Origin of the sequence: Flavobacterium columnare, from assembly GCF_014844295.1 — a bacterium.
Lineage (GTDB): Bacteria > Bacteroidota > Bacteroidia > Flavobacteriales > Flavobacteriaceae > Flavobacterium > Flavobacterium columnare.
Window position 1 is genome coordinate 2,887,834 of the sequence record NZ_CP054494.1, and the last position, 26,267, is coordinate 2,914,100.

Annotated in this window: 21 protein-coding genes; 18 read left to right on the forward strand and 3 right to left on the reverse strand. The window is 29.8% G+C overall.

Annotated features, from left to right (window positions below; all coding sequences use genetic code 11):
* The 17 genes from moaCB (at position 1) to HUE53_RS12790 (ending at position 20,825) form a co-directional block, all read left to right on the forward strand.
* Positions 1–912 (forward strand): bifunctional molybdenum cofactor biosynthesis protein MoaC/MoaB, encoded by a 912-nt coding sequence (gene moaCB / locus HUE53_RS12710; RefSeq protein WP_065213609.1) that lies wholly within the window; start codon positions 1–3, stop codon positions 910–912.
* 4 nt (positions 913–916) lie between these two features.
* A complete protein-coding gene (gene moaA, locus HUE53_RS12715; RefSeq protein ID WP_173668581.1) occupies positions 917–1,906 on the forward strand; it encodes a GTP 3',8-cyclase MoaA in 990 nt (329 codons plus the stop codon).
* An 86-nt stretch (positions 1,907–1,992) separates the two neighbouring features.
* Positions 1,993–3,465, forward strand: coding sequence for an MFS transporter (locus HUE53_RS12720; protein ID WP_065213610.1), 1,473 nt, complete (start codon positions 1,993–1,995; stop codon positions 3,463–3,465).
* A gap of 12 nt (positions 3,466–3,477) precedes the next feature.
* Complete coding sequence (locus HUE53_RS12725; RefSeq protein WP_065213611.1) at positions 3,478–5,070, forward strand: magnesium transporter MgtE N-terminal domain-containing protein; 1,593 nt, start codon at positions 3,478–3,480, stop codon at positions 5,068–5,070.
* Positions 5,071–5,088: 18 nt separating this feature from the next.
* Positions 5,089–6,141: an MFS transporter gene (locus tag HUE53_RS12730; protein WP_192188557.1), complete on the forward strand. Its 1,053-nt coding sequence runs from the start codon at positions 5,089–5,091 to the stop codon at positions 6,139–6,141.
* 12 nt (positions 6,142–6,153) lie between these two features.
* Positions 6,154–8,370 (forward strand): molybdopterin oxidoreductase family protein, encoded by a 2,217-nt coding sequence (locus HUE53_RS12735; protein WP_077225293.1) that lies wholly within the window; start codon positions 6,154–6,156, stop codon positions 8,368–8,370.
* A 14-nt stretch (positions 8,371–8,384) separates the two neighbouring features.
* Positions 8,385–8,957 (forward strand): 4Fe-4S dicluster domain-containing protein, encoded by a 573-nt coding sequence (locus tag HUE53_RS12740; RefSeq protein WP_192188558.1) that lies wholly within the window; start codon positions 8,385–8,387, stop codon positions 8,955–8,957.
* 11 nt (positions 8,958–8,968) lie between these two features.
* Entirely contained in the window at positions 8,969–9,469 is a 501-nt protein-coding gene (locus tag HUE53_RS12745; protein WP_014164550.1) for a Rieske (2Fe-2S) protein, read from the forward strand.
* Between the two features lie 19 nt (positions 9,470–9,488).
* Entirely contained in the window at positions 9,489–9,734 is a 246-nt protein-coding gene (locus HUE53_RS12750) for a DUF6755 family protein (protein ID WP_014164551.1), read from the forward strand.
* 501 nt (positions 9,735–10,235) lie between these two features.
* The gene (locus tag HUE53_RS12755) at positions 10,236–12,905 is read left to right on the forward strand and encodes a gliding motility-associated C-terminal domain-containing protein (RefSeq protein ID WP_065213614.1); all 2,670 of its coding nucleotides are present in this window, start codon (positions 10,236–10,238) and stop codon (positions 12,903–12,905) included.
* A gap of 22 nt (positions 12,906–12,927) precedes the next feature.
* Complete coding sequence (locus HUE53_RS12760; protein WP_192188559.1) at positions 12,928–13,863, forward strand: PorP/SprF family type IX secretion system membrane protein; 936 nt, start codon at positions 12,928–12,930, stop codon at positions 13,861–13,863.
* Positions 13,864–13,958: 95 nt separating this feature from the next.
* Positions 13,959–16,028 (forward strand): OmpA family protein, encoded by a 2,070-nt coding sequence (locus tag HUE53_RS12765; RefSeq protein WP_065213616.1) that lies wholly within the window; start codon positions 13,959–13,961, stop codon positions 16,026–16,028.
* A 178-nt stretch (positions 16,029–16,206) separates the two neighbouring features.
* Entirely contained in the window at positions 16,207–16,641 is a 435-nt protein-coding gene (locus HUE53_RS12770; RefSeq protein ID WP_014164555.1) for an RrF2 family transcriptional regulator, read from the forward strand.
* 354 nt (positions 16,642–16,995) lie between these two features.
* Positions 16,996–17,583, forward strand: a complete 588-nt coding sequence (locus HUE53_RS12775) for a Crp/Fnr family transcriptional regulator (RefSeq protein WP_014164556.1) — start codon at positions 16,996–16,998, stop codon at positions 17,581–17,583.
* A complete protein-coding gene (locus HUE53_RS12780; protein ID WP_014164557.1) occupies positions 17,583–18,812 on the forward strand; it encodes a hypothetical protein in 1,230 nt (409 codons plus the stop codon). Before HUE53_RS12775 ends, HUE53_RS12780 begins: the two co-directional genes overlap by 1 nt.
* An 85-nt stretch (positions 18,813–18,897) precedes the next feature.
* Positions 18,898–19,743: a DUF2911 domain-containing protein gene (locus tag HUE53_RS12785; protein ID WP_077225289.1), complete on the forward strand. Its 846-nt coding sequence runs from the start codon at positions 18,898–18,900 to the stop codon at positions 19,741–19,743.
* 251 nt (positions 19,744–19,994) lie between these two features.
* A complete protein-coding gene (locus HUE53_RS12790) occupies positions 19,995–20,825 on the forward strand; it encodes a universal stress protein (RefSeq protein WP_014164559.1) in 831 nt (276 codons plus the stop codon).
* A 290-nt stretch (positions 20,826–21,115) separates the two neighbouring features.
* On the opposite strand, the gene HUE53_RS12795 is transcribed toward HUE53_RS12790, so the two are convergent.
* Both HUE53_RS12795 and HUE53_RS12800 read right to left on the reverse strand, forming a co-directional pair.
* The gene (locus HUE53_RS12795; RefSeq protein WP_192188560.1) at positions 21,116–21,991 is read right to left on the reverse strand and encodes a hypothetical protein; all 876 of its coding nucleotides are present in this window, start codon (positions 21,989–21,991) and stop codon (positions 21,116–21,118) included.
* Positions 21,991–23,424 (reverse strand): MBOAT family O-acyltransferase, encoded by a 1,434-nt coding sequence (locus tag HUE53_RS12800; RefSeq protein ID WP_014164561.1) that lies wholly within the window; start codon positions 23,422–23,424, stop codon positions 21,991–21,993. The genes HUE53_RS12795 and HUE53_RS12800 overlap by 1 nt, the downstream gene beginning before the upstream one ends.
* Positions 23,425–23,711: 287 nt before the next feature.
* Between HUE53_RS12800 and acs the strand changes: the two genes are divergently transcribed.
* The gene (gene acs / locus HUE53_RS12805) at positions 23,712–25,619 is read left to right on the forward strand and encodes an acetate--CoA ligase (RefSeq protein WP_014164562.1); all 1,908 of its coding nucleotides are present in this window, start codon (positions 23,712–23,714) and stop codon (positions 25,617–25,619) included.
* A gap of 83 nt (positions 25,620–25,702) precedes the next feature.
* Here acs and HUE53_RS12810 read toward each other — a convergent pair whose 3' ends face one another.
* Entirely contained in the window at positions 25,703–26,266 is a 564-nt protein-coding gene (locus HUE53_RS12810) for an exonuclease domain-containing protein (protein WP_014164563.1), read from the reverse strand.
* Position 26,267 lies beyond the last annotated feature (1 nt).

Sequence of the window (26,267 nt, forward strand, 5' to 3'; positions counted from 1 at the left end):
ATGGTAGACATAACACATAAAAGCAATTCATTACGTACCGCTGTAGCACAAGCTATTGTAAAGGTAGGTAGTCAAGATACAATAGAAGCTATAATAAAAAAAAACGTTCCTAAAGGCGATGTTTTTGAAGTTTCTAAAATTGCGGGTTTATTTGCCGTAAAAAACACATCAAATGCTATTCCTGATTGTCATCCGCTACCTATAGAATTTACCTCAGTATCACATGATATCCAAGATTTAAATATTCAGATTATCGTTACAGTCAAAACAATTTATAAAACAGGGGTAGAAGTAGAAGCTATGCACGGGGCTTCCATTGTTGCACTAACTATGTACGATATGCTAAAACCCATTGATAAATCCGTGGAAATACATAGTATAAAACTAATAGAAAAAAAAGGAGGGAAATCAGAGGTTAAAACTATTGATAATCAACTAAAAATTGGAATTATTGTTTGTTCTGATAGTATTTCAGCAGGGAAAAAAACAGACTCAGCAGGGAAAACCATCATTAAAAAAATTCAAAAATTAGGATTAGAATCTTCTTTTTACAAAATAATCCCAGATGAAGTTTTAGATATTCAATCAGAAGTAATGAACTTGTTTACAAATCAATTTGATTTAGTTATTATAACAGGAGGAACAGGACTATCAGCTCGGGATATTACTCCTGAAGCCATAATACCATTATTAGATAAACGCATTCCAGGTATTGAAGAAACCATCAGAAATTATGGACAACAGCGTACACCTTATGCAATGTTATCAAGAAGTGTAGTAGGCTTTAGAGGGAATACACTTATTATGGCACTACCAGGTTCGACTAATGGTGCTGGAGAATCTATAGATGCAGTATTTCCTTCAGTATTACATCTTTTTAAAATTATTAAAGGTTTTAACCATAACCAGTAAAAATATGCTCACGGACAATTTTGGTCGATTTCATAATTATTTACGCATTTCAATTACTGAAAATTGTAATTTAAGATGTACCTATTGTATGCCAGCTCAAGGAATTAAATTAACTCCTAAAAAGCATATAATGACTGCAGATGAAATCCTGCAAATTAGCCAAACTTTTATTGGTTTTGGTGTCAATAAAATAAGGTTAACTGGTGGCGAACCTTTAGTTAGAAAAGATGCCAAAGAAATTATAGAACAACTTTCAAAATTAAATATTGAATTAGCAATTACAACCAATGGCATTTTAGTAAATCAGTACATCGAAACTTTTAAAAAAGCAGGCATACATTCTGTTAATATAAGTTTAGATACGCTCCAACAAGATAAGTTTTTATCTATAACACGTAGAAATCAATTTGAAAAAGTTCTTAAAAATATTCATTTGTTAATAGAAAATGATTTTCATGTCAAATTAAATGTTGTTTTGATAAAAGGATTTAATGATAATGAAATTTTAGACTTTATTCACTTTACAAAAGAGGCTCATGTACAAGTTCGTTTTATTGAATTTATGCCTTTTGATGGAAATGAATGGAATAAAGATATGTTGGTAAATTATGATGAAATTTTAGAAAAAGTTTATGCCAATTATAAATCAACTCATATTATAAGAGAACCTGATAAACCTAATGATACAGCTAAAAATTATAGAATTGCTGATTTTAAAGGACAATTTGCAATAATAAGCACAGTTACTAATCCTTTTTGTGATAGTTGCAATAGAATACGATTAACAGCCGATGGAAAATTAAAAAATTGTCTATTTTCAAAATTAGAAACCCCATTACTAGAACCCCTAAGAGAAGGGAAGAACATTATTCCTATAATAGAAAAATCTATAACCTCAAAATATAAAATAAGAGGAGGATTTGATACAACAGAATCTTTTAGTAATCCGTTGAATTATAGTGCAAACAGAAGTATGATCACTATTGGAGGTTAATTAAAAATCAATTCCTAACTAGAACTGATAAAAGTCATACAAACTCAAATAGGACATTTTTATCTTTATATAAAATTAGAAGTATTATGAGCAATTTAAAAGAATCGCACAAAATTTTATTTTTAAATACACTGGCCTTCACAGTATGCTTTGCCTGTTGGACATTAAATGGTGTATTAGTAACTTATCTTGTTGATAAAGGTATTTTTAATTGGAATATAGTTCAAGTAGGCTGGTTATTAGGTATTCCTATTTTATCAGGTGCAATCTTTAGACTTCCAATAGGAATTTTAACTGACAAATATGGAGGAAAAGTTGTTTTTTCAACCCTTTTATTTGTATGTGCCTTTCCATTATTTGCCTTAACTACTGCTACCACATTTTGGGCATTTGCACTACTAAGTTTTTTATTTGGTTTAGTAGGAACCAGTTTTTCAGTAGGAATTGGCTATACCTCAGTTTGGTATCCAAAAGAATGGCAAGGAAGAGCATTAGGTATTTTTGGAATGGGAAATGCTGGGGCAGCCATAACTACTTTTATTGCCCCTACATTGTTAAATAAATTTTCAGAAACAGATTCTCAAAACGGATGGAAAATGCTACCTGTGCTATATGCTATTACGTTAGTAGTTATAGGCTTTGCCTTTTTAATATTTGCTAAAAGCAAAAAAATAGATACAAAATCTAAAACTTTATTAGAACAATTACAACCATTAAAGAGCGTGAGAGTTTGGCGCTTTGGGGTATACTATTTTTTAGTTTTTGGTTGTTTTGTAGCCTATTCACAATGGTTATTACCCAATTTCATGAATGTATATCATACCAGTTTAGTAACAGGAGGATTATTTGCTACAATGTTTAGTTTACCCTCAGGTGTAATTAGAGCTTTTGGAGGATATCTATCAGATAAATTTGGAGCTAGAAAAGTAATGTATTGGGTTTTAGGATCATCAGTAGTTATAAGTTTTCTACTTATTTTTCCTAAAATGGAAATTATAACAGATGGTCCTGGAGTTTTAGCTACCACAAATGGTCCTGTTAAAATAAAACACAACATAATACAAGTTAATAGCAAAGCACATAAAATAAATCTTAAAAAGGAAAGTCATATAAAAGAAAGTACTCTATTACCCATAAAATCCTCTTGGCAAGAAATTGTAGTACAACAAAACCAAGAAGTAAAGAAAAAAGAATTATTAGCAAAAGGAATTACACAAATTAAATTCAGTGCTAATATGTGGGTATATCTTGTATTAGTTATACTAATAGGTATTTCTTGGGGAATAGGAAAAGCAGCAGTGTACAAACATATTCCAGAATATTTTCCTAATCAGGTGGGATTAGTAGGAGGTATGGTAGGACTTATAGGTGGATTAGGTGGATTTTTAGGACCTATTATTTTTGGATATTTATTAAATACCACAGGATTATGGACCAGTTCTTGGATATTTATTTTTATTATTTCAAGTATTTGTTTGATATGGATGCACAATACCATTATTAAAATTTTAAGAATAAAAACACCTGAATTTTCAAGAGATATAGAACACGATCATTAATAAAAAAAAAATATGAATACTTGGTTAAATCAATGGGAACCAGAAAACGAAAAATTCTGGGAAGAAACAGGAAGTAAAATAGCTTGGAAAACGCTAACCATAACAACATTATCATTAATATTATCTTTTGCCTCATGGTTTATGATGAGTGTTATAGTAGTTAAGTTACCAGGATTAGGTTTTTCATTTAATAAAGACCAGTTATTTTGGCTTGCTGCTATACCTGGTATAGCAGCAGGGGTCTTACGTATGATACATACTTTTATACTCCCTATTTTTGGTACAAGACATATAGTAGTTTTTGCAACATTCATTAAATTAATTCCTGTAGTAGGTATTGGTTTAGCTGTTATGAATACGAATACTCCTTTTTGGGTATTCATGGTATTAGCTTTTACAACAGGTTTTGGAGGAGGCGATTTTTCTTCTTATATGCCAAGTACAAATATGTTTTTTCCAAAACGATTAAAAGGAACAGCATTAGGCATTCAAGCAGGTATAGGAAATTTTGGTGTATCCTTAGCCCAATTTGTAACACCTCTAGTTTTGAGCGTAGGCTTGTATGGTACTCCCTCTTTATTTACAACGATTGATGCTAAGCAAGCTAAAGAAATAGTAAAAAATACAACTCTTGAGCAACAAATAGCAATATTTGAAAAAATGGAACCTAAAAATCAAGAAGCTTTATTAAGCAATGTAAAGCCCAAAGTTTTAGATTCTGTAAAGAGAGCAATCAATTCAACAAAAAAGACAACAATATTTAGGAATTTACCGTTAAAAGTGAGAGTAAAAGTTATTGCAAATGCAAATCCTAAATTAGCTGAAAAAATATTAAACGAATTACAGCCCAACAATAAAGCAGTTACGCATACAGAAATTTATATTCAATCCGCAGCTTTTTGGTACATTCCTTTATTGGTTTTATTGTCAATCATAAGTTGGTTCTATTTAAAAAGTATCCCTATGAAAGCCTCTATCAAGGAGCAAATGGATATTTTTAATAATAAACATACTTGGTTTTGTACTATTACCTATGTAATGACTTTTGGAACCTTTGCAGGGTTATCAGCTGCATTTCCACTAATGATTAAATTTTTATATGGTGATTTTCCTAATGCTCCAGACCCATTAGTTTATGCTTTTTATGGCCCCTTAATTGGTTCAGCAACACGTGTGTTATTTGGTTTTGTAGCAGATAAAGTAGGAGGAGCAATCTTAACTACACTAACAGGTATAGGAATCTTATTAGGATGTATTATTTTAGTTACTCAAGGTCTTTTAGCACCTACAAGTATTGATCAGTTCCCCATGTTTGTGAGTGTTATTTTAATGATGTTTTTCTTTACAGGTATGGGCAACGCAGGTACTTTTAGACAATATCCCATCATCTTTTCAGAAAATCAACGCCAAGCTGCAGGAGTTATTGGTTGGACAGCAGCTATTGCAGCCTTTGGTCCTTTTATCTTCTCAAAATTAATAGGAAATAATATTACAAGTAACGGAACTGCTAATGAATTTTTTATAGGAGTAATCGTATTCACAGCATTAGCAACCCTCATCAACTGGTATTACTATAATAAAAAAGGGTGTGAAAGACCAAGTTAACGTAATAAAACTTAAAAAATGAAGTTAAAGAATTTAAATTTTAACGCACTCCTTATAGCCACACTATCTTGTATAATAATGATAGTACTCGTTTATTTAGGTTCACGAAATTTGCAAAATTTTGATGCCGCCTTAATCACCTATCTATTTGGAACTGTATTTGCTTTTTTTGGGATCGTGTACCGTACTTCCGTATGGCTACAAAGACCGCCAACATGGATGTATTTTAAACGAGGAATACACTTCCTATTTACAGGAAAAGTTTTTAACCATTTGGTATTTGTAATCAAAGAAATTACAGGAAATATAGTCCTACAAAAGTTTATCTATCCTAGAAGTAAATACCGTTGGTTAGCCCATTTTATGATTGCTATAGGTTGTATTTCAGCATTTATGATTACTATTCCGTTAACCTTTGGTTGGATACATTTTACGTTAGCACCAGACACAATAGATTTATATCAAGCACACTTTTTTGGGTTTCAAGTATTTTCGTTCAAACTAGGTTCTATAACAGCTTTTTTAACCTTTCATGCCCTAAATTGGTCTTCTTGGTTTGTAATCTTAGGTTCGTTATATTATTTAAAAAGACGATTAACCAATCCAGGGTTAATTGCTACTCAAACATTTGAGGGCGATTTATTACCCCTTATTCTATTAATAGCTATTTCGGCTACTGGATTAGGATTAACCTATTCATATCAGTTTATGAAAGGTTTTGCTTTTGACTTTTTAGCTGTTTCACATGCAGTAACTGTAATCTTATTTTTAATATGGATTCCCTTTGGAAAATTCTTTCATATTATTCAAAGACCCGCTCAAATTGGAGCTCATATTTATAAAATAGAAGGAAAAAAACAACAAGGAATGGCCGTTTGCCCACACACAGGAAAAGAATTTACAACCCAATTGCATATAAACGATTTAAAAATAGTAACACGCAAATTAGGATTTGATTTCTCTAAACCCGATGGAACGTCTCATTTAGATTTAAGCCCTGAAGGGAAACGTTCTAAAATAGCACAAGCACACCTTAAAGCAAGACAAGAAGGTGGAAATTTATTTGGATAAAAAACAAAAAAAATGGCAAAATTACCCGTATCAATAGAAAAAATTATAGAAGATTTTGGTCCCCACCTGAACTACGCTCCTAAAGAAGGGTATGTAGGAAGAGACGAACCTGATGCTGTAGTAGAAACACATTGCTGTTTTTGCGGTATGCAATGCGGAATAAAACTTCTAGTAAAAAATAATAAAGTAGTAGGCTTTGATCCTTGGAAAGAATTCCCTTTTAATGAAGGACGACTGTGTCCTAAAGGAGTACAACGATATCTACAAAACAATCATCCAGATCGCTTACTCAATCCAATGTTTAGAGTAGAAGGAAAAGGTTTTATAAATACTACTTGGGAAGAAGCAACGAACAAAACCGTATCTGAAATCAAAAGAATTCAGCAAACCTACGGTAATGATGCTTTTTCTATGTTGTCAGGTGTTTCATTAACCAATGAAAAAAGTTATTTAGTTGGTAAATTTGCCCGTGTAGCTCTTAAAACAAAAAACTTAGATTATAACGGTCGCTTGTGTATGGTAAGTGCAGGAGCAGGAAACAAAAAAGCTTTTGGTTTAGACAGAGCTTCTAATAATTATTCTGATTTAGAACATGCTGAAGTCATAATTGTAGCAGGAGCCAATGTTAGTGAAACCTTTCCAACCTTAACCCATTGGATATGGAAAGCACGAGACAACGGAGCTAAATTAATAGTAATTGACCCTAGAATCATCCCTTTAGCTCGTACCGCCGACATTCATCTAGACATATTACCAGGGACTGATTCAGCTTTATATGGTGCTATGCTAAAATATTTAGTTGATCATGATATGCTCGATCACGATTTTATTAATAATCATACTTCTGGTTTTCAAGATACAATAGATGCAGTAGAAAGTTATACGTTAGAATGGGCAGAGGAGGTAACAGGTATTAGTAAAGAAAAAATAGAAGAAGCCGCTAAACTTTGGGGAAAAGCTAAAACTTCCTTCTTATTACACGCTAGAGGAATCGAACACCATTCAAAAGGAGTAGATAATGTTTTAGGATGTATAAATCTCGTTCTAGCTACAGGTAGAATAGGCAAACCCTATTGTGGATATGCTACCATTACAGGACAAGGAAATGGTCAAGGGGGACGTGAACATGGTCATAAATGCGACCAACTACCAGGAAATAGAGATATTGAAAACCCTGAACATAGAAAATATATTTCTGAAGTTTGGGGGATTAATGAAGCCGATTTACCAGGTAAAGGATTATCAGCCTATGAAATTATTGAAGCTATTCATCGCGGCGAAATAAAAGGATTACTTTCTATTTGTTTCAATCCATTGGTTTCTTTACCCAATAGTAATTATGTTCGTGAAGCCATAGAAAAACTCGAGTTTTATGTCTGTATAGATTTCTTTTTAAATGAAACGGCTCGTCATGCAGATGTTATTTTAGCAGGTTCATTACAAGAAGAAGAAGACGGAACAACCACTTCAGCAGAAGGTAGAGTCATCAGAATTAGACAAGCCGTAACACCTCCAGGTAATGCACGTAAAGATTCTGAAATATTATTAGAATTAGCAAAAAAATTAGGAGTTCAAGACAAATTTTCCTATAAAAACAACGAAGCTATATTTAATGAACTAAGAGTAGCTTCAAAAGGAGGTACAGCCGATTATTATGGTATTAGTTATAAAAAAATTGAAGACAATATGGGCATATTTTGGCCTTGTCCATCAGACGACCACCCTGGTACACCAAGACTTTGGGAGGATAAAAAATTTAGAACTCCTGATGGTAAAGCACATTTTAATCCAGCACCATACAAATTACCAGGTGAGGTAACAGATGATGAATACCCAGTTACCTTGACAACAGGTAGAGTTGTTTCGCAATATTTAAGTGGCACACAGACCAGAAGAATAGGTAAATTAGTTGATCAATACCCTGAACCATTAGTAGAAATTCACCCAGAATTAGCGCAAAAATATAATATACAACAGAACGAATTAATAAAAGTTTCTACTCGTCGTGGTCAAGGGGTATTTCCAGCTAATATTGTAGAAACAATACGAAAAGACACCGTATTTATCCCTTACCATTGGCCAGGAGAAAAATCAGCAAATTTATTGACACCAGGAACTTTAGATCCTATATCAAAAATACCTGAATTTAAAGTTTCAGCTTGCAAACTAGAACCTTTAAAAACAATGGCACTGAGTCCTTTTGTTACAAAAGCCTATGCAAGTAAATAAAATATAAAAAAATTATGAGTAATTATACCTCGTTTAATAAAAATGAAGAATTCTTTATAGATATGCAACGCTGCATAGGTTGCAAAGCTTGTGAAATGGCTTGTGCTGAATGTGAAACAAATGGTCATGACTCTATGATACACGTGAACTATGTAGAAAGAGCTACTACTATACAAACCACCGTACAGGTATGTATGCACTGTGAAGATCCTGTTTGTGCAAATGTATGCCCAGCCGATGCAATTTCTAAAGACGAGTTTGGAATAGTACATACCGCTAATACAGAACGCTGTATAGGTTGTTCTAACTGTGTTATGGCCTGTCCTTTTGGTGTTCCTAAAAAAATAGAATCTTATGATCTAATGATGAAATGTACTATGTGCTATGATCGAACCAGTATAGGAGAAAAGCCTATGTGTGCAACCGTATGTCCTAGTGGTGCTTTATTTTATGGAACCAAAGAAGAAATTAAAAAAGCAAGACCTAATAGCTCCCCCGTTAATAAGTTCATCTTTGGAAATGAAGTAGTCTGGACTAAAGTAAATATCATGATGCCAAAAGGAAAGACTGAATTAATTATTTATTAAAATTTTAAACGATGTCAAAAGAAAGTAATATAAATAAAAATTGGAAAAAAGATTTCCCTATTCATAAGCAAGAAGCGGCACAAGTTAGCCGACGTGATTTTGCAAAGTTCTTAACTCTTGTCTCTGGTGGATTAATGGTAGGTAGTGGCTTAGTAGCGGCTAAAGCTTATTTATTTCCTAAAGAGGAAATAGAAGGCGAACAATTTGTATGCAACAAAACGGATATCCCTATAGGTGGTACTAAAGCTTTTCAAGTAAAAGGTAGCGATGTACCTTATATACTTATACATCTTGAAGATGGAACTTTTAGAGCTTATGAACAAAAATGCACCCATTTATCCTGTGCTGTATATTATAAACCAGGTTCGGGTCAGATCATTTGTCCATGTCATGAAGGGCATTTTGATGCTAAAACAGGAGAAGTATTAGCAGGACCACCCCCTAGACCTTTGCCTCAATTAGCAGTGATTGAAAAAAAAGAAGGATTATATGTAAGAGCAATAGGATCATAAACAATTTAAAATTTTACTTATGAGTACTTTCAGAACAGGACAAAATATAGCCAATACTAGAAAGTTAAATGCCATACTTTCAACCATTATATTTATACTAATATTAAATATAGCTATTCAGATATGGTTGTTATATGCAGCATTAAATAATGCTTTAGACAGTCATAAAGAAGTTTTAATTCCAGCCTTTATAGCTTCAGCCATTTTATTTATCATAGGATTAGGTGTATTATACTTTCTACCCTCAGGAAGCAAAAAAGAATAGCACTATAAACTTTATTTTTTATTGGATCTTTAAAGAAAATAAGTTTTTTATGTTTTAATTTATTTTCTTTAAAGATTTTAATTTTAAGTATTTTTTTATAACATTATTTAATATTTAATGATTTTTTATTTGTACTTTTATACTAGGTTATTGTGAGCTAAAAGTTAAAACACTTATTTTATTGTTTAATATCTATAGCCTTTACTACATCAGATTGTAGTGAATTACTCAAATTATTTAATACAGTTTAATGAATTAATATTAAGTTCTTAGTTTTACCAATCATTTCAAAATGTGTTTAGCCTCTAGTTCACGGCATTACGATCTATACATTTTTTAGTTGAGTAAAATAATTAATTAAACGGGATTCTAATATTATTGTCTCTTTTTTCTTTTATAAATAGTGTTTTTTACCGATTAAAATTGTTTTTTGTCGATTTTTATCTATAATATACTTGATACTATTAACATTACGTACTTTTGTATAAATTTTCATAGAAAATGAAGAGAACGTTACCCCTTTTTTGGAAAATTGCTCCCACAGTTTTCCTATTCGTATTCGTAATCCTGTTTAGTCAAATTTCAAAAGCCCAATGCGGTGGAGATGATTCAGGAGTTATTACGGTTTGTGATATTACTAATCCAAGTAGTAAAGCTATTGATCTATTTTCTTTATTAGGAGGCAATCCTGTTAGAGGAGGAGTTTGGCTAGATGATGAATTATCAGGAGGATTAAATCCAACAACAGGCATCCTAAATGTCCAGAAAATTAGAAGAAGTGGTAAGTATACTTATACTTACACGGTTTCAAATGTTTCTGGCTGTGTAGATACCACTGGTACTGTAGAGGTAACAGTAGGAAATTATGCTGGTGTTCCAGGACCAAAAGGAACTGCTTGTGGAGATAATGTTTATAATTTATTCTTATTATTTGACGGAACAGGATCCAATAATATAAGCCCTCAATTTAATGGAGTATGGGTAAATGAAACGAATAATTTAGGCGTTTCATCCAACTTTTTTGATACTTCTGTCGAAAATCTAAAAGAACCTAAGACTTATACATTTTCTTATACCGTAAATGAAGTAAATGAATGTCCTGCAAGTAGAGCTATAGCGCAGTTAACTGTTTATCCACCAGCTCAAGAAGGTACCCCTTTACCCCTTAGAATTTGTAATAACGAGGATTTTTCAGTATATCAAAATATAAATTTGTTTGATAGATTAGAAGGAGAAGATCCAGGAGGGAGATGGTATGATAACAATAATACAGGTGAATTAACTTCTTTAACAGATTCTTTTATAAATGTTGAAAGAATCTACAAAAAATTTGGAGTAGGATCTTATTCTTTTACTTATGAAGTATATCCTACTAATCCAATATGTGATAAAAAAAGATCAGTTTTTGTTATAACAATAGAAAATTTTATAGATTATTCAAACATATCATTAGTCGTTACTCCAAATAAAAGATGTATTGATGAAGTTCAAACAACTTCTTTTAACGCTATATTATCTCAAAATCCAGTTTTAATACCAGATGGTAATTATTGGGTCACTTATAATGTTGTAGGCGATCACGGTAATTATTATAATACTAAAGAAAGAATTGAATTTAAAAAAGGAGTTGCTGATTTTACGATTCCTAATATGAAATTTAATATATCAGGTAATTATTCAGTTAATGTTACAGATCTTGTGTATGTTGATGCGTTAGGAATTTGTCCTAATAATTTCAAAGATCAATCATTTATAGTTAAAATTAATCCCTTACCTAATCTCCAAAATAGTATTTTAACTGTAAATGAAGTTTGTCAAAATTACAATGCTAATGCAACTATAAAGAATGCCTTGTTGTTAGAAAATGGTAGTTATTCTATTCTATACAATTTGAGTGGAGCCAATGTAGCAGTTAACCAATTTCTAACTTTTAACGTATTAGGAGGAGTTGCTAATTTTAGCATACCTAAGAATTTATTGCTTAATGCTGGAAAAACAGAAATTGTAGTTACAAAAATAACGAATGATGAAACAGGATGTTCAAGTATAGTTGACTTAAGGAATATCTTTAATGTAAAGCCTTTGCCTTTCGTTTCTAATTTAAAAGTATTAGTTAATGATGTATGTAAGGATAAAGAAGTTGAAGTATTTATTACAGGTTTAGAATCATTAAAACACGTCAAATTATTTTATGATCTTAATGGAACTAACAATTCTTATAATAATGAAATAGATTTAGATATAGTTTCAGGGAAAGCTAAATTTATCTTACCCAAAAAAGTATTACCCAATATAGGTATTACAACAATATTATTAACTGAGTTGACCAATATAGATAACTCTTGTAATATAGCTTTGAGTAATATTATAGATACTTTTAATATATATAATTATCCAGAATTGCCTGTTGTATCAGATCAAATTTTTTGTGAAACAGAAAATGCTACAATACAAAATTTAAAACCACAAGGAAAGGACTACTTATGGTATAGCTCAGATCTTTCTATTAATTCATTATCTAATACTTCTCCATTAAAAACGGGTAAGTATTATGTTTCAAAAATAAATTTAATAACAGGTTGTGAGACGGAGCGAGTACCTGTAAATGTAAATATTGATATTGTTGAAGCACCAACATTAAATCCAAATGGAGAAATTTTTTGTGGATTGAATAAACCCACAATTAAAGATTTGTCTAATAATACGAACACTCCTTCAACTATAGAATGGTATGATGCTTTAGCCGCAGGAAATTTAATACCCCCTTCTAATCTACTACAAGAAGGAACGACCTACTATGGATTTAGTACAAATTCTGCAAACGGATGTAAATCAAAAGAGGTTTTAGCTGTGACTGTTTCATTGACAGATTGCAATGTTCCTGATAACTTTTTTATTCCTGATGGCTTTTCTCCTAATGGAGATGGTGTAAATGATACTTTTCATATTCCGAATATAGAATTTGTTTATCCTAATTATACTATTGAAATTTATAATCGATATGGTAATTTGTTGTTTAGAGGGAATAAAGACAATAATTGGGATGGTAAAAACTCTGCCTCAACTAATTTGGTTGGCTCAGTAGTCCCTAATGATGTATATTTTTATTTAATCAATTTTAATAAAGATAATATTCCAGCAAAACAAGGACGTCTATATTTGAATCGTTAATATCATTAAAGTAATAAAACCAATGAAAAAGTATATATATATAGGCTGCTTATTTTTAATTAGCCTTACGAATTTTGCTCAACAAGATCCCCAATACACACATTATATGTATAACATGAGTGTAGTAAATCCAGCGTATGCCACTGCGAAACAATCTGTTTTAGATTTAGGAGTTTTATATCGTTCACAATGGGTAGGGGCTATAGGATCTCCTAAAACAATGACTGCTTTTGCTCACATACCCCTAAATAAAAAAATAGAGGTAGGAGCTTCATTAATTACAGATGATGTAGGAAGCGGTGCCAAAAAAGAAAATAATTTTTATGCTGATTTTGCATACATACTTCAGTTTGGAGGTAGCCAAAGACTATCATTTGGTATGAAAGCTGGTTTTACCAATCTAACAACTAACTTTAATGGTTTTCAGTTAGAATCAGGAAACACGATTACAGATCAAGCTTTCAATAAAAATATAAATGCTTTTAAACCCAATGTAGGGGTTGGAGCGTATTATTTTTCAGATAAATACTATATGGGAATTTCAGTGCCTAATGTTTTACCTACGCAATACATTGAAGAGCGTCAAGGGGTTAATCAATTAGGATCCGAAGAACTGCATCTATTTGCTACTGCAGGGTATGTATTTAATATAAACGATATGTTGAAAGTAAAACCTTCTGCTATGGCAAAAATTGTTAAAGGCGCTCCTTTTTCATTAGATATTTCAGCAAATGTTTTATATAATAATCGTTTTGAGTTAGGTGCTTCTTATAGATTAGATGATTCAGTAAGTGGTTTGATGGCTATTAATCCAACTAAAAACTTTAAATTGGGTTATTCATACGATCATACATTATCTAATTTAGGACGTTTTAACTCAGCTACACACGAAGTATTTTTAATCTTTAATTTAGATTTATTGAGTAAAGGATATGATAAATCGCCACGATTTTTCTAAAAAGTAATACTAAATTGCTTTAAAAAGGGTATAGCTATAAGCATAAAGGTTTAAAACCATAATATGATGTGCCCTCAAAAATAAAATTTAAACACATGAAAAGATTATTATATATATCAATACTTTTATTTTCATTATTTGGATTAGCCCAAGAAAATAAATTAGAACGAGCAAGAAAATATTTTAGTAGAACCTATTATAGTGAGGCAATACCATTATATGAAAATTTGTTAATAGAAAACCGATCGCAAGAGGTTATTCAAAACCTTGGGGATTGTTATTATTTTACAAATGATTTAAAAAATGCACAGAGATATTTTCGTTTTTTGATTAAAAATTACGGGAAAGATTTGTCAGAAGAATACTATTTTCGTTTTTCAGAATCATTAAAAGCTACTGCTAACTACGCTGAAGCCAATCAAGTTTTAATAGATTATTACTCTAAAAAAGGTAAAGTCTCAGAATTGGCTTTACTAGAAAAAGAATTAAAAATATTAGAAAATGTTACAGCTATTGGTGAACGCTTTAAAATTAAAAATTTAGGAATTAATACTAATAAATCTGAGTTTGGAGCTGTTGTTTATAATAACAAATTAGTTTATGCAGCCGCTAAAAAAGAAACAGGATTTTTAGATAAAATATACAAATGGAACAACGAATCTTATTTAAATTTAGTATCAGTTCCATTAGGAAATATTTACGCAAAAGATTCAATAGTAGATTATTTTGCAAAAGAATTAAAATCCTCAATGCATGAAGCCACCCCTGTTTTTACAGCAGATGGGAAAACTATGTATTTTACAAGGAATTTTACAAAAAAAAGTGGAAAAAGAGCAAAAAATAGTGAAAAAATTTCAGTATTACATATTTATAAAGCAGAATTAACAAACGGTAAGTGGAGTAATATAACTTCGTTACCTATTAATAACCCTAATTTTTCTACTGCTCATCCTGCTCTAAGTCCCGATGAAAAAACACTTTATTTTTCATCTGATATGCCAGGAAGTAAAGGATCTTTTGATATTTATAGTGTTGAAATTAATGAAGGTCTATTCGGAATCCCAAAAAATTTGGGTAGTCAAATAAATACAATCCATCGTGAACAATTTCCTTTTGTTTCAAATGATAACAAACTATATTTTTCATCTAATGGACATATAGGTTTTGGAGCTTTAGATGTTTTTGTTTCTGAAATTATTAACGAAAATTTTTCTAAACCAATAAATGTAGGCTTGCCTATAAACTCTGGAGTAGATGATTTTGCTTTTATGATTAATTCTAATACAAAAGAAGGATTTTTTTCATCTAATAGAAAAGGAGGAAAAGGAGGAGACGATCTTTATTCATTTGCAGAAATAAAACCTCTAATTATTGAAGATTGTAAGCAATATATAACTGGTATAATTACTGATATTGATACAGCCTTACCACTAGAAGGAGTAAAACTAATTTTGTATGATTTAATAAATAAAAAAGATTTAGAAGTTCTGTCTACAGATTCTAATGGCAAATTTAGGTTTACAGTTCCTTGCGAAAAAGGGTATATTGTAAAAGCTTCAAAAGAAGGTTATACAGACGATAAACGTTCGTTATCTATTCAAAAAGAGCGTAACAAAGAAAACGATGCTTCTATGAAATTAAAATCTTTAGCTAAAATTCAAGAAGAGCAAACTCTTGCGGAACAAGCTAAGAAAAAAATAGAAGAAGAAACAAAAGAAAAACAAAGAGCATTAGCAGAAGAAAAGAAAAAAGAAAAAGTAAAAGAAATTCTAGCTAAAGAAAAAGAGATCGTTGCTCAAAAAGATAAATTAATCATTAAAACGGATCCTATTTATTTTGATTATGATTTATGGTATATTCGTAAAGACTCTAAAGCCGTATTAGATAAAGTAATAGAACTAATGAAGAGATACCCCGATATGGTTATAGAAATTGGCTCGCATACTGATATAAGAGGAGGGAAGACCTATAATTTAGTTTTATCTGAAAATAGAGCAACCGCTACTAAAGATTATTTTATAGATAAAGGAATAGAATCAAAACGTATTATAGCCAAGGGATATGGAGAAAGTCAGCCAGTTATAAAATGTACTAACGAAGAATCTTGTACAGAAGAAGAACATGAATTAAATCGCAGAAGTGAATTCATTATCAAAGATCTATAAAGCGTAAATAGAATTATTTAAAAAATCGTTTCAATATATATTGAAGCGATTTTTTGTTTTTTATAATAAAACCTTCAATAGAGTAGAGTTATTTTTTTTAACAGAAAAAAGAAAAAACCATTGATATGATAAATATTTTCTAAATTTGGGTTTTTTATGAATAAATTTACATAAAAAAATGTTTTCTAAAACTTGTGAATATGGAATTAGAGCAACGATTTTTATCGCTTCTGAGTCTGTAATTAATAGAAAGATGAGCCAAAAAGAAATAGCAGATCAAATAGATTCTCCAATGGCTTTTACTGCTAAAATCTTACAAAAACTGGTGCATAAAGATATAGTTTCATCATCAAAGGGCAGTGGTGGCGGATTTTATATAGAAAAAAGTAAACTAAAAAATATTACACTTCTAGAAATTATTGAAGCTTTAGATTGCGATTCTATAGTAAAAGGCTGCGGTCTTGGATTGAAAGATTGTTCAGAAGAGCATCCTTGCCCATTTCATGATAAGTTTAAAGATATAAAATCTAATTTATTAACGATCTTTAAAAGTACTACTCTAGAAGAACTAGCTTCAGGAATTAAAATAGGCAATACCTTTTTAAAATATTAAATGATATAATGACAAAAGTCATAAACTGATATTTTTTAATAAGATATTTTTGTCTTATTAAAGGCTTAAATATTCTTTCCTTTCTATTAGACTTAATCATTCTGTATAGAAGTTTAAACGCAGATTATGCGTTAGCCTTTCTGATAAAAAAGGAATGGAAATTTTTCCTTACAGTTTTAGTTTTGTTAGATTGAGGGGGAAAAGAGTACTTTTTTAGATTTAAAGTCATTTTTATCTGTAATGAATTTCCAATGCGTAATCAGGGTTAAATTAGAATATAAAAAATAGGTAAAGAGATGGATTATATAATAACAAAGAAGTAGAAAAGCTGATTATAGTTCTAAGAAATATAGTATGATAAAATATTATGATCTATTTATAAAGTATGGCGCTGTAGAAAAAATAGTTAAAAAAAATGAAGTAATTTTTAATGAAGGGGAATCGGCTTTATTTTTTTACCTTATCATAAGCGGAAGTATCCGAATGTTTAATAGGAATGAAGAAGGAAAAGAGTTTGTACAAGGATACTTTTCAAGTGGCCAAAGTTTTGGGGAACCTCCTTTATTTATTGATGAAAATTATCCAACTACAGCAGCTTCTATAAAGGACAGTACCGTTTTAAAACTTTCTAAAAAGAACTTTTTTAAGATGTTAGAAGAAATACCAGAGCTACAGATGTTATTTATTAAAATTTTGTCTAAAAGAATTATAGGTAAAGCTAAATCATCAAAGGATATAATAAATCAAAATACAGAACAAAAAATAATATCTTTTTTAATGATTCAAAAACCTGAAAGCGTACAGGAAAAAATTCATATTCCCTTTACTCGTCAGGAAATTGCAAATTTTACAGGACTTAGAGTAGAAACCGTAATACGTGCTTGTTCAAAATTAAAAAGATCAGGTATTATTGAAATTATTAATCATAAAATTTATTTTTAATGAAAATTACAAATAAGAATTGGGCATTAATTTCTATTTTTAATTTATTAATAGTTGTAGTTCTAGGTACTTTAATGCGCTATAAAATTGCTTTTGAATTTCCTTTTTTTCAACAAAAAAACCTACTTCACGCGCATTCACATTTTGCTTTCTCAGGTTGGATTAGTCAAACATTATTTTTCTTATTAGCGGCATTACACAAACAAGAGAAATATAAGAAATATAATATTTTATTATTAGTAAATTTAATTTGTTCTTATGGAATGCTTGGTTCATTTATCATTCAAGGTTACGGATTAATATCAATAATAGCATCAACTTTGTCTATAATTATAACTTATTTTTTTACGTATTTTTTTTTAAAAGATAACAAAAAAAATACTCTTTCAAATATGTGGATTAAAGGAGGCCTGTTCTTTAATTTTATTTCTACTTTAGGAACTTTTTTTCTAGCTTATATGTTAGCTACAAAAAACATTAATGAAAATATGTATCATTTTTCTATTTATTTCTATTTACATTTTCAGTACAATGGTTGGTTTCTTTTTACAATAATTGGTTTATTTATTAAAAAACTCTCCTTGGAAGCACAACTTATAAAAAAGCTAACAAACTATTTTTATCTATTTTTTATTTCTTGTATTATAACCTATATCTTTTCCATACTTTGGGTTGAAGTTCCTAAATGGGTGTTTCTATTAACTGCTATATTTACATTTCTCCAACTCTTTTTTTGGTTTAAAATGCAATACCTCTTTATTACTAAATTTAAAAACCAATACGAAACACTTCCTTTAATTTTAAAAAGAATTTTATTAATAATACTTATAGCAACTACTTTGAAATTTGTTTTACCAATAGGTTTACTTATAAATGAATTAAAACATTTTGTATATAGTAATAGAACCATAGTAATAGCATATTTACATCTAGTATTTTTATGCATAATTACTTTATATTTATTAGCAAACATATTTATAGAGCAAATATTATGTTTAAAAAAAATGAGTATATTAGGGATTGGTTTATTTTCCTTAGGAATCATTTTTAACCAACTCTTTTTATTCAGTCAAGGAGGATTACCCTATTTTGATATTTATTTACCTCTTGCAAATAAAATGTTAGTTTATATCTCTTTATTTATGCTAACAGGTATATTATTGCTACTTATTTCACAAATAAAAAACAAGAGATCATTTAAGAAATCTAAACCTAAGAATATTGATTAAAGGATTCTAAAGGCAGAAAATTATTTTATACTTTTGTTAACAATTTTTTAAAAATCAGAACCTTATCTTTGAAAAAACTATTTAGATGATACGATTTATAATAGCAGCTACTACTTTTTTAGCTTCTTTGCTTACACAAGGACAAATAAAAGTTCCGCAAGCAAGTCCTAAAGCTCTTTTTACACAAACTGTTGGTCTAACAGAAGTAGAAATTGAGTATTCCCGTCCCAGTATAAAAGGAAGAATTGTTTTTGGAGACCTAGTCCCTTTCGGTAAGATATGGCGTGCAGGTGCAAATGCTAATACAACTATTAGTTTTACTGATGATGTAACAATTAACGGGGCTACCTTAAAAAAAGGAAAGTATGCTTTATATCTAATGCCTAAAGCAGAAGAATGGGAAATTTATTTTTATAATGATACCAACAATTGGGGAACTCCTGAAAAATGGGATGATGCAAAAGTAGCTTTAAAAACATCTGCTAAAACTGAAATATTACATAAATCAGTAGAAACATTTACTATAGGAATTTCTAATACAGATTTTAACGGAGCCAACCTTGATTTCTTATGGGAAAAGACAGCTGTATCCTTACATTTTGAAGTACCAACAAATAAAACAGCTATTGCTTCTATTGATAAAACATTAAACGGACCTACTTCAGGAGATTATTTTGCCGCTTCACAATATTACTACAATATAAATGGAGATCTCAATAAAGCCTTAGTCTATGTTAATAAAGCCTATGAAATGAATGAAAAAAAACCTTTTTGGTACACTCGCCTTAAGTCACAAATTCAAGCCAAGTTAGGCGATTATAAAGGAGCTATAGAAACAGCAAAAAATTCATTAGAGGGAGCAAAATCTGCAAATAATCTTGATTATATAAAGATGAATGAAGAAAGCATAAAGGAATGGACTAAAAAATAATAAAATTATTAATTCTTAGAAAAGAGCTTAGATTGTTTTTAATCTAAGCTCTTTTCTATTTATATCTATTCCACTATAAAACTTAGTAAAGAATTTTTGATAAAAAAGTGATAACAACAAGAAAAAACTCAGAATGTGATTAAATGATAAATATCATTTTTTTTATAACTATTTAGTCCTAAATTAGAGTACGAATAAAAAGAACTAAATATTCTTAAATAGATAGACTATCATAACTAAAACTTATATATATGAAAACCATTTTAGTCCCTACTGATTTTTCAGATGCAGCTAATGACGCGAGCCTTTTTGCTTTGGAATTAGCCAAAAAAAATCAAGCAAAAGTACTTTTATTACATACCTACAGTTTACCTATAGTAGATGTACAGTCTGGTGTACTAAGTGCTAATATGCTTTATTCCAGTGTTGATTTAGACGAATTTGAACTTTTCAAAGAAAACAATAAAAAATTGGAAGAATTAGCTTACTCAAAAGGATTAGAAGCTGTAGAGATCCATCATAAAATTGTTTTGGGAGAATTGAGTGTAAGTATCAATCAGTGTGTAAAAGAAGAGAAAGTAGATTTTATCATAATGGCAACTTCAGGAGATGATGATTGGTTTTCTAAAATTATGGGAACTAATACGGATTCAGTCATCTTAACCGCAAATGTCCCAACTTTAGTATTACCAGAAGGATGTAACACCAAAGAATTAGAAACTATAGGATTTACTACCAGATTTAGAGAAAAAGATAGAGAACCTTTTGCACAAACAGTAAATCTAGCAAATAAGTTAGGATGGTCTGTTAAGTGTTTACACGTTATAAACTCAGAGAATGAAGTATCAGAAGATATTATAAATTCTTGGAGAAAAGAATTTGAAAATGAAAAGGTTAGTTTTATACTTAATAAATCCGAAAACGTGGTAGACGCTATTGAGTATTTTATTAACCATTATCAAATCGATTTATTAGGAATGGTTACTTACAAAAGAGATTTTTTTACGGAATTGTTTACTAAAAGATTAACTCAAAAAATGACACATCGGGTACATATTCCAGTACTTGTTTTTCATGCTTAGTAATTCTAAACTATAAATTAAACTAAAAAACAAGAGGCTGTCCGAAAAGGTGGTAATCCTCTCATTTCACTTCATTGAGTCTCTTTTCTAGTTGACCCCAAGGGGGGAGAACTCAAACGGAGTGAACGGGAAGTTTAAGTTGTATAATGTTAATAATTACATTTTTTATTAACCTTAAAAGAACAAACGAAACCTAAGTTATTCCTTTTTAGGAGAGCCCTTGTTTTAGTATACAGTTTTTATTAAAAGATTAGAATTCGCTTTCAAACATTACAACTTTTTCTCTATAATTAAAAAGAAATATGATCTAATACATATTTAGTAAATTTTATAGCTCCTTGGTTATTCAAGTGACCACAAGATGAAAAATAATGATCATCTGTTACCGCATTTTCAAAATTATAAATCTCAGGATAGATTTTATTTATCTTATCAAAATAATCCATTCCTTCAGTGCTTTTACACATAGGAGTCATTACTAAAATTAATCGAATATTATTTTCTTTACAAATTTTCTTAATATCATCTAAATAACTATTACGAATAGGTTTTAATCCTGAAATATTATTTTTCATTCTTTTCCAATTAGTTCCATTTAGAGGGTAATAACCATTATGATCTAATAAATTTGTTTTTTTCTTAAGAAAGGACTTGTTTACCTCTCTAAAACCAATTTTAGCGTCAAATTTTATGTATCTATAAAAAGGAATATAATAAAGTTCTAAAAAGTCATTTTCAAATTTAAAATGATCTTTTATAATGGAATTAGTATGTAAATAGGGCATAAAACGAGCTGTTGTTCCCTCGTCTCTTTTTTCATTACATACGCTCAAATCTGCTTCTAATAATAAGTTTTTAATTTTAAAATTTTGTTGAAGCATTATTTTTAACATTAAATTGGTTTCAAAAAGATGTGAACCACTCATTCCGAAATTAAATGTTTTATAACCTCTTTTTTTAAAAAGAGAGGGGACAAAATGATTATTAGCACGGGAGGTCCCCATAATAATAACATCATACACTTTTTGTTTTGTATGTAATACATATTCAATCTTATTCCTTTTAGCTGAAGATTTAAGAATAAAAGTATAAAGTAAATCCAGAAAAATACTACTTATTAAAACAATAAATAAGAGTAATACACTATGTTTTAAGAATTTTTTCATTAGAATTGAAAATATATAAACTCCTTATAATCAGAATAAACACCTAAAGCAATTAAAGCTAAAATAGATATAAATAATTTAACATAAACAAATCTTCCAGAAATAGGCTCAATTTTATCCTTATTAAACCATTCAAAAAGAATAAACGACACAACCAAAGGCATTAATTCATAAGAATAACGCTCATTATTTAGGTATTGGATAGAAAAATCACCATTAGTAAATAACTGGTAAATATAATTATAAGCATCCGTAATAGATTTTGCTCTAAAAAATATCCATGCCAAAGTAGAAAGAGCAAAAGTACTTATTATATTAAATATGGTTGTAATTCCAGAAGCATTCCACTGGAAATGTATAGTTCCTAGATTAGTTCTGTTTTTATTAAATAATAAAAGGGGTAAAAAATAGATAGCATTTATAAGTCCCCATATAATAAAGGTCCAATTAGCTCCATGCCAAAATCCACTGACTAAAAAAATAATAAATGTATTACGAACTTGCATCCATTTGCCTCCTTGACTACCTCCTAGAGGAATGTATAAATAGTCTCTAAACCAAGAAGATAAAGAGATGTGCCAACGACGCCAAAACTCTGCAATATCTCTAGAAAAATAAGGATAATTAAAGTTTTTTAGTAAATCAATTCCAAATAATTTAGATGTTCCTAATGCAATATCCGAATAACCACTAAAATCACCATATATCTGAAAGGCAAAATAAATAGCACCCAATACTAATGAATAAGAATTCATTGTATGCGAATGATCAAAAATAGCATTTGCATACAATGCACAAGAATCAGCAACAACTATTTTTTTTACTAACCCCCATATAATCTGGTAGGTTCCTTCTTTTGCTTTCTCAAAATTAAATTCTCTTTTAACCTTTACTTGAGGTAATAAATGAGTCGCTCTTTCAATAGGACCAGCGACTAATAAAGGAAAATAACTAACAAATAATGAATAATCAATAAAATTATATTCCGCTTTAATTCTTTTTTTATAAATGTCAATTACATAAGATAATCCATGAAAAGTATAAAAAGAAATACCAACAGGCAATACAAGTTGTAATAGATAAGGATGTACTTCAAATCCTATTTTATTGCATAAATCAGCAAATGATTGTGCAAAAAAGTTATAATATTTAAAAATTCCTAAAAACCCTAAATTTATCCCAACACTTAACCAAAACCAAAATTGAGCAATTCTTTCGTTATTACTTCTTTCAATTTTTATACCTGATACATAATCTAAAAGCGTTGAAAAAATTAATAAGAACAAAAAATGCCAATCCCAACAAGCATAAAAATAATAACTAGCTATAATTAATAAGGTATTTTGTGCCTTTTTAGATCTATTAAAAACAAACCAATAGAGTAAAAAAACAAGAGGTAGGAAAATCGCAAATTCTAAGGAATTAAAAAACATTTTATTTTATTTAAAAAAACAGCATAGGTAATAAAAAAATAGTTCTACTATTTCAAATGATCCTAAGTTTGCAAAAATAATTTAATTTATATTTCTTGTATACTATTTTATTTAATTCTTTTAGATAGAATAGAAAAAAGAAAATGTATTAAAAAATAGAAGTAGAATTTTTTTTACTTTTTAGTAAATATTTAATGATTTATAAATTGCTCACTCATTAGAAATATGGTATTTTCGCTTTTCAGAATTTTAACGAGTCATAAACCATTTTATAAAAAAGGCAAATCATGAGTTATTATACCATAAAGGATTTAGAAAACTACTTTAAAATGTATAAAAAATCGGTACGAGAACCCAAAAAATTTTGGGATAAAATAGCCGATGAGAATTTTATCTGGTATCAAAAATGGGATAAGGTTTTTGATTTTGATATGCAAAAAGCAGAATTTAAATGGTTCATTGATGCAAAAGTTAATATAACAAAAAACTGTATTGATCGCCACTTGGCTAGACGTGGAGACAAAACAGCAATTATTTTTGAACCTAATAACCCCGAAGAAAAAGCACAGAAGATAAGTTACAACGAACTTTATCAAAAAGTTTCAAAAATGGCTAATGTTTTGTTAGAACAAGGCATAGAAAAAGGAGATCGCGTATGTATTTATTTACCCATGATACCTGAATTAGCCATAGCCGTTTTAGCTTGCGCAAGAATAGGTGCTATTCATTCTGTTATTTTTGCAGGTTTTTCAGCAGGTGCTTTGGAAGCTCGTATAAATGATTGTCAAGCAAAAATGGTGATTACATCTGATGGAGGTTATAGAGGTGATAAAAAAATCAATCTAAAAGGGATTGTAGATGAGGCACTAGAACGTTGTCACGGTGTTAAAACCGTTTTAGTTGTTGAGCGAACCAAGGAAAAGATAGATATGAAAATAGGACGTGATCATTGGTTACAACCTTTATTAGACAATGCTTTAGACACTAGTGTGGCTGAAATAATGGATGCTGAAGATCCATTATTTATCTTATATACTTCAGGTTCTACAGGAAAACCAAAAGGGATGTTACATACAACAGCTGGATACATGGTTTACACAGCTTATACATTTAAAAATGTTTTTAATTATAATGACGGAGATATATTTTGGTGTACCGCAGATATAGGTTGGATTACAGGACATTCTTATTCATTATACGGACCTCTTTTAAATGGTGGAACAACCGTAATCAGTGAAGGGATATTGTCATATCCCGATTTTTCACGTTATTGGCAAATAATCGAAAAACATAAAATAACACAATTTTATACAGCTCCTACAGCCATTCGTTCTTTAGCCAAAGAAAATTTAGACTATGTACAGAAATTTCCTTTAAAATCATTAAAAGTAATAGGTTCAGTAGGAGAACCTATTAATGAAGAAGCTTGGCATTGGTATAATGACCATGTAGGAGGGAAGCGTTGTCCACTAGTAGATACATGGTGGCAAACAGAAACAGGTGGAATTATGATTGCACCTATACCTTTTGTAACTCCTACTAAACCTACTTATGCCACCTTGCCATTACCAGGAGTACAACCTGTTTTAATGGATGAATTAAGAAATGAAATAGAAGGAAATCAAGTTGTAGGAAGTTTATGTATTAAATTTCCTTGGCCAAGTATTGCCAGAACTATTTGGGGAGATCATGAGCGATATAAAGAAACTTATTTTTCTCAATTTCCTGGAAAATACTTTACTGGTGATGGAGCATTACGTGACGAAGTGGGATATTATAGAATAACAGGTAGAGTAGATGATGTTATTATTGTTTCAGGACATAATCTAGGAACAGCTCCCATTGAAGATTCTATTAATGAACATCCAGCTGTAGCAGAAAGTGCTATAGTAGGATTTCCTCACGATATAAAAGGAAATGCTTTATATGGTTTTGTCATTTTAAAAGAAACAGGAGAACATCGGGATCGTGAAAATTTAAAAATTGAAATAAATCAAATCATTTCGGATCAAGTAGGACCTATTGCTAAGTTAGACAAAATTCAATTTGTTAGTGGTTTACCTAAGACCCGTTCAGGTAAAATTATGCGTAGAATTTTAAGAAAAATAGCTTCTGGTGATTTAGAAAATTTTGGAGATATTTCTACGTTATTAAACCCAGAAGTTCTTGAAGAAATTAAAAACGAAAAAGTTTAAGAAACCAAAATACAACCTGTTAAAATAGAAAAAACAGGTTGTATTTTTTAGTGGAAATTTAACTAGAGCTTGCTAATTTTTTTTTAGCTAATCTTTAACTTACCTCTCATTTTTAAAAACAACAAACCGATATTGAATGCTAAATTTCCCGAAGTTAGTACTTCCGTTTTTTTTATTTTATAGGTAGAAAACAATTCCTCTAATGAAAATATTTTAGAACTTAAATCTAAAATTCTTGTTTCCATAACTTCTATATCTAATAAATTGTTTTTTATACGACCACTATGTAATTTTGATAGATATTCATTTAAAATTTCAATATCATAATGTATACGATGCCCTATAAGTGTAGCATTGCCTATAAAATGAATAAAAGCTTCAATGGCTTGTGCTTCTTCGTACGTTAATTCTTTTGCATTAATAATTTTATCTTTTTCTAGTTCAATTTCTAAGCTTTGTTCAATTATAATTTGATTGTTTTCAATGACAACAGCTCCTATTGAAATAATTTTATCTTTTGATGGATTTAATCCTGTAGTTTCAATATGCAAAGCTACCTTTCGTACAGAAGGTATTTCTAACTGAACTAAGTATTGTTTCCAAAAATCTGGATATTCTTTTCCTAAATGTTTTAACCAATCGAGCATT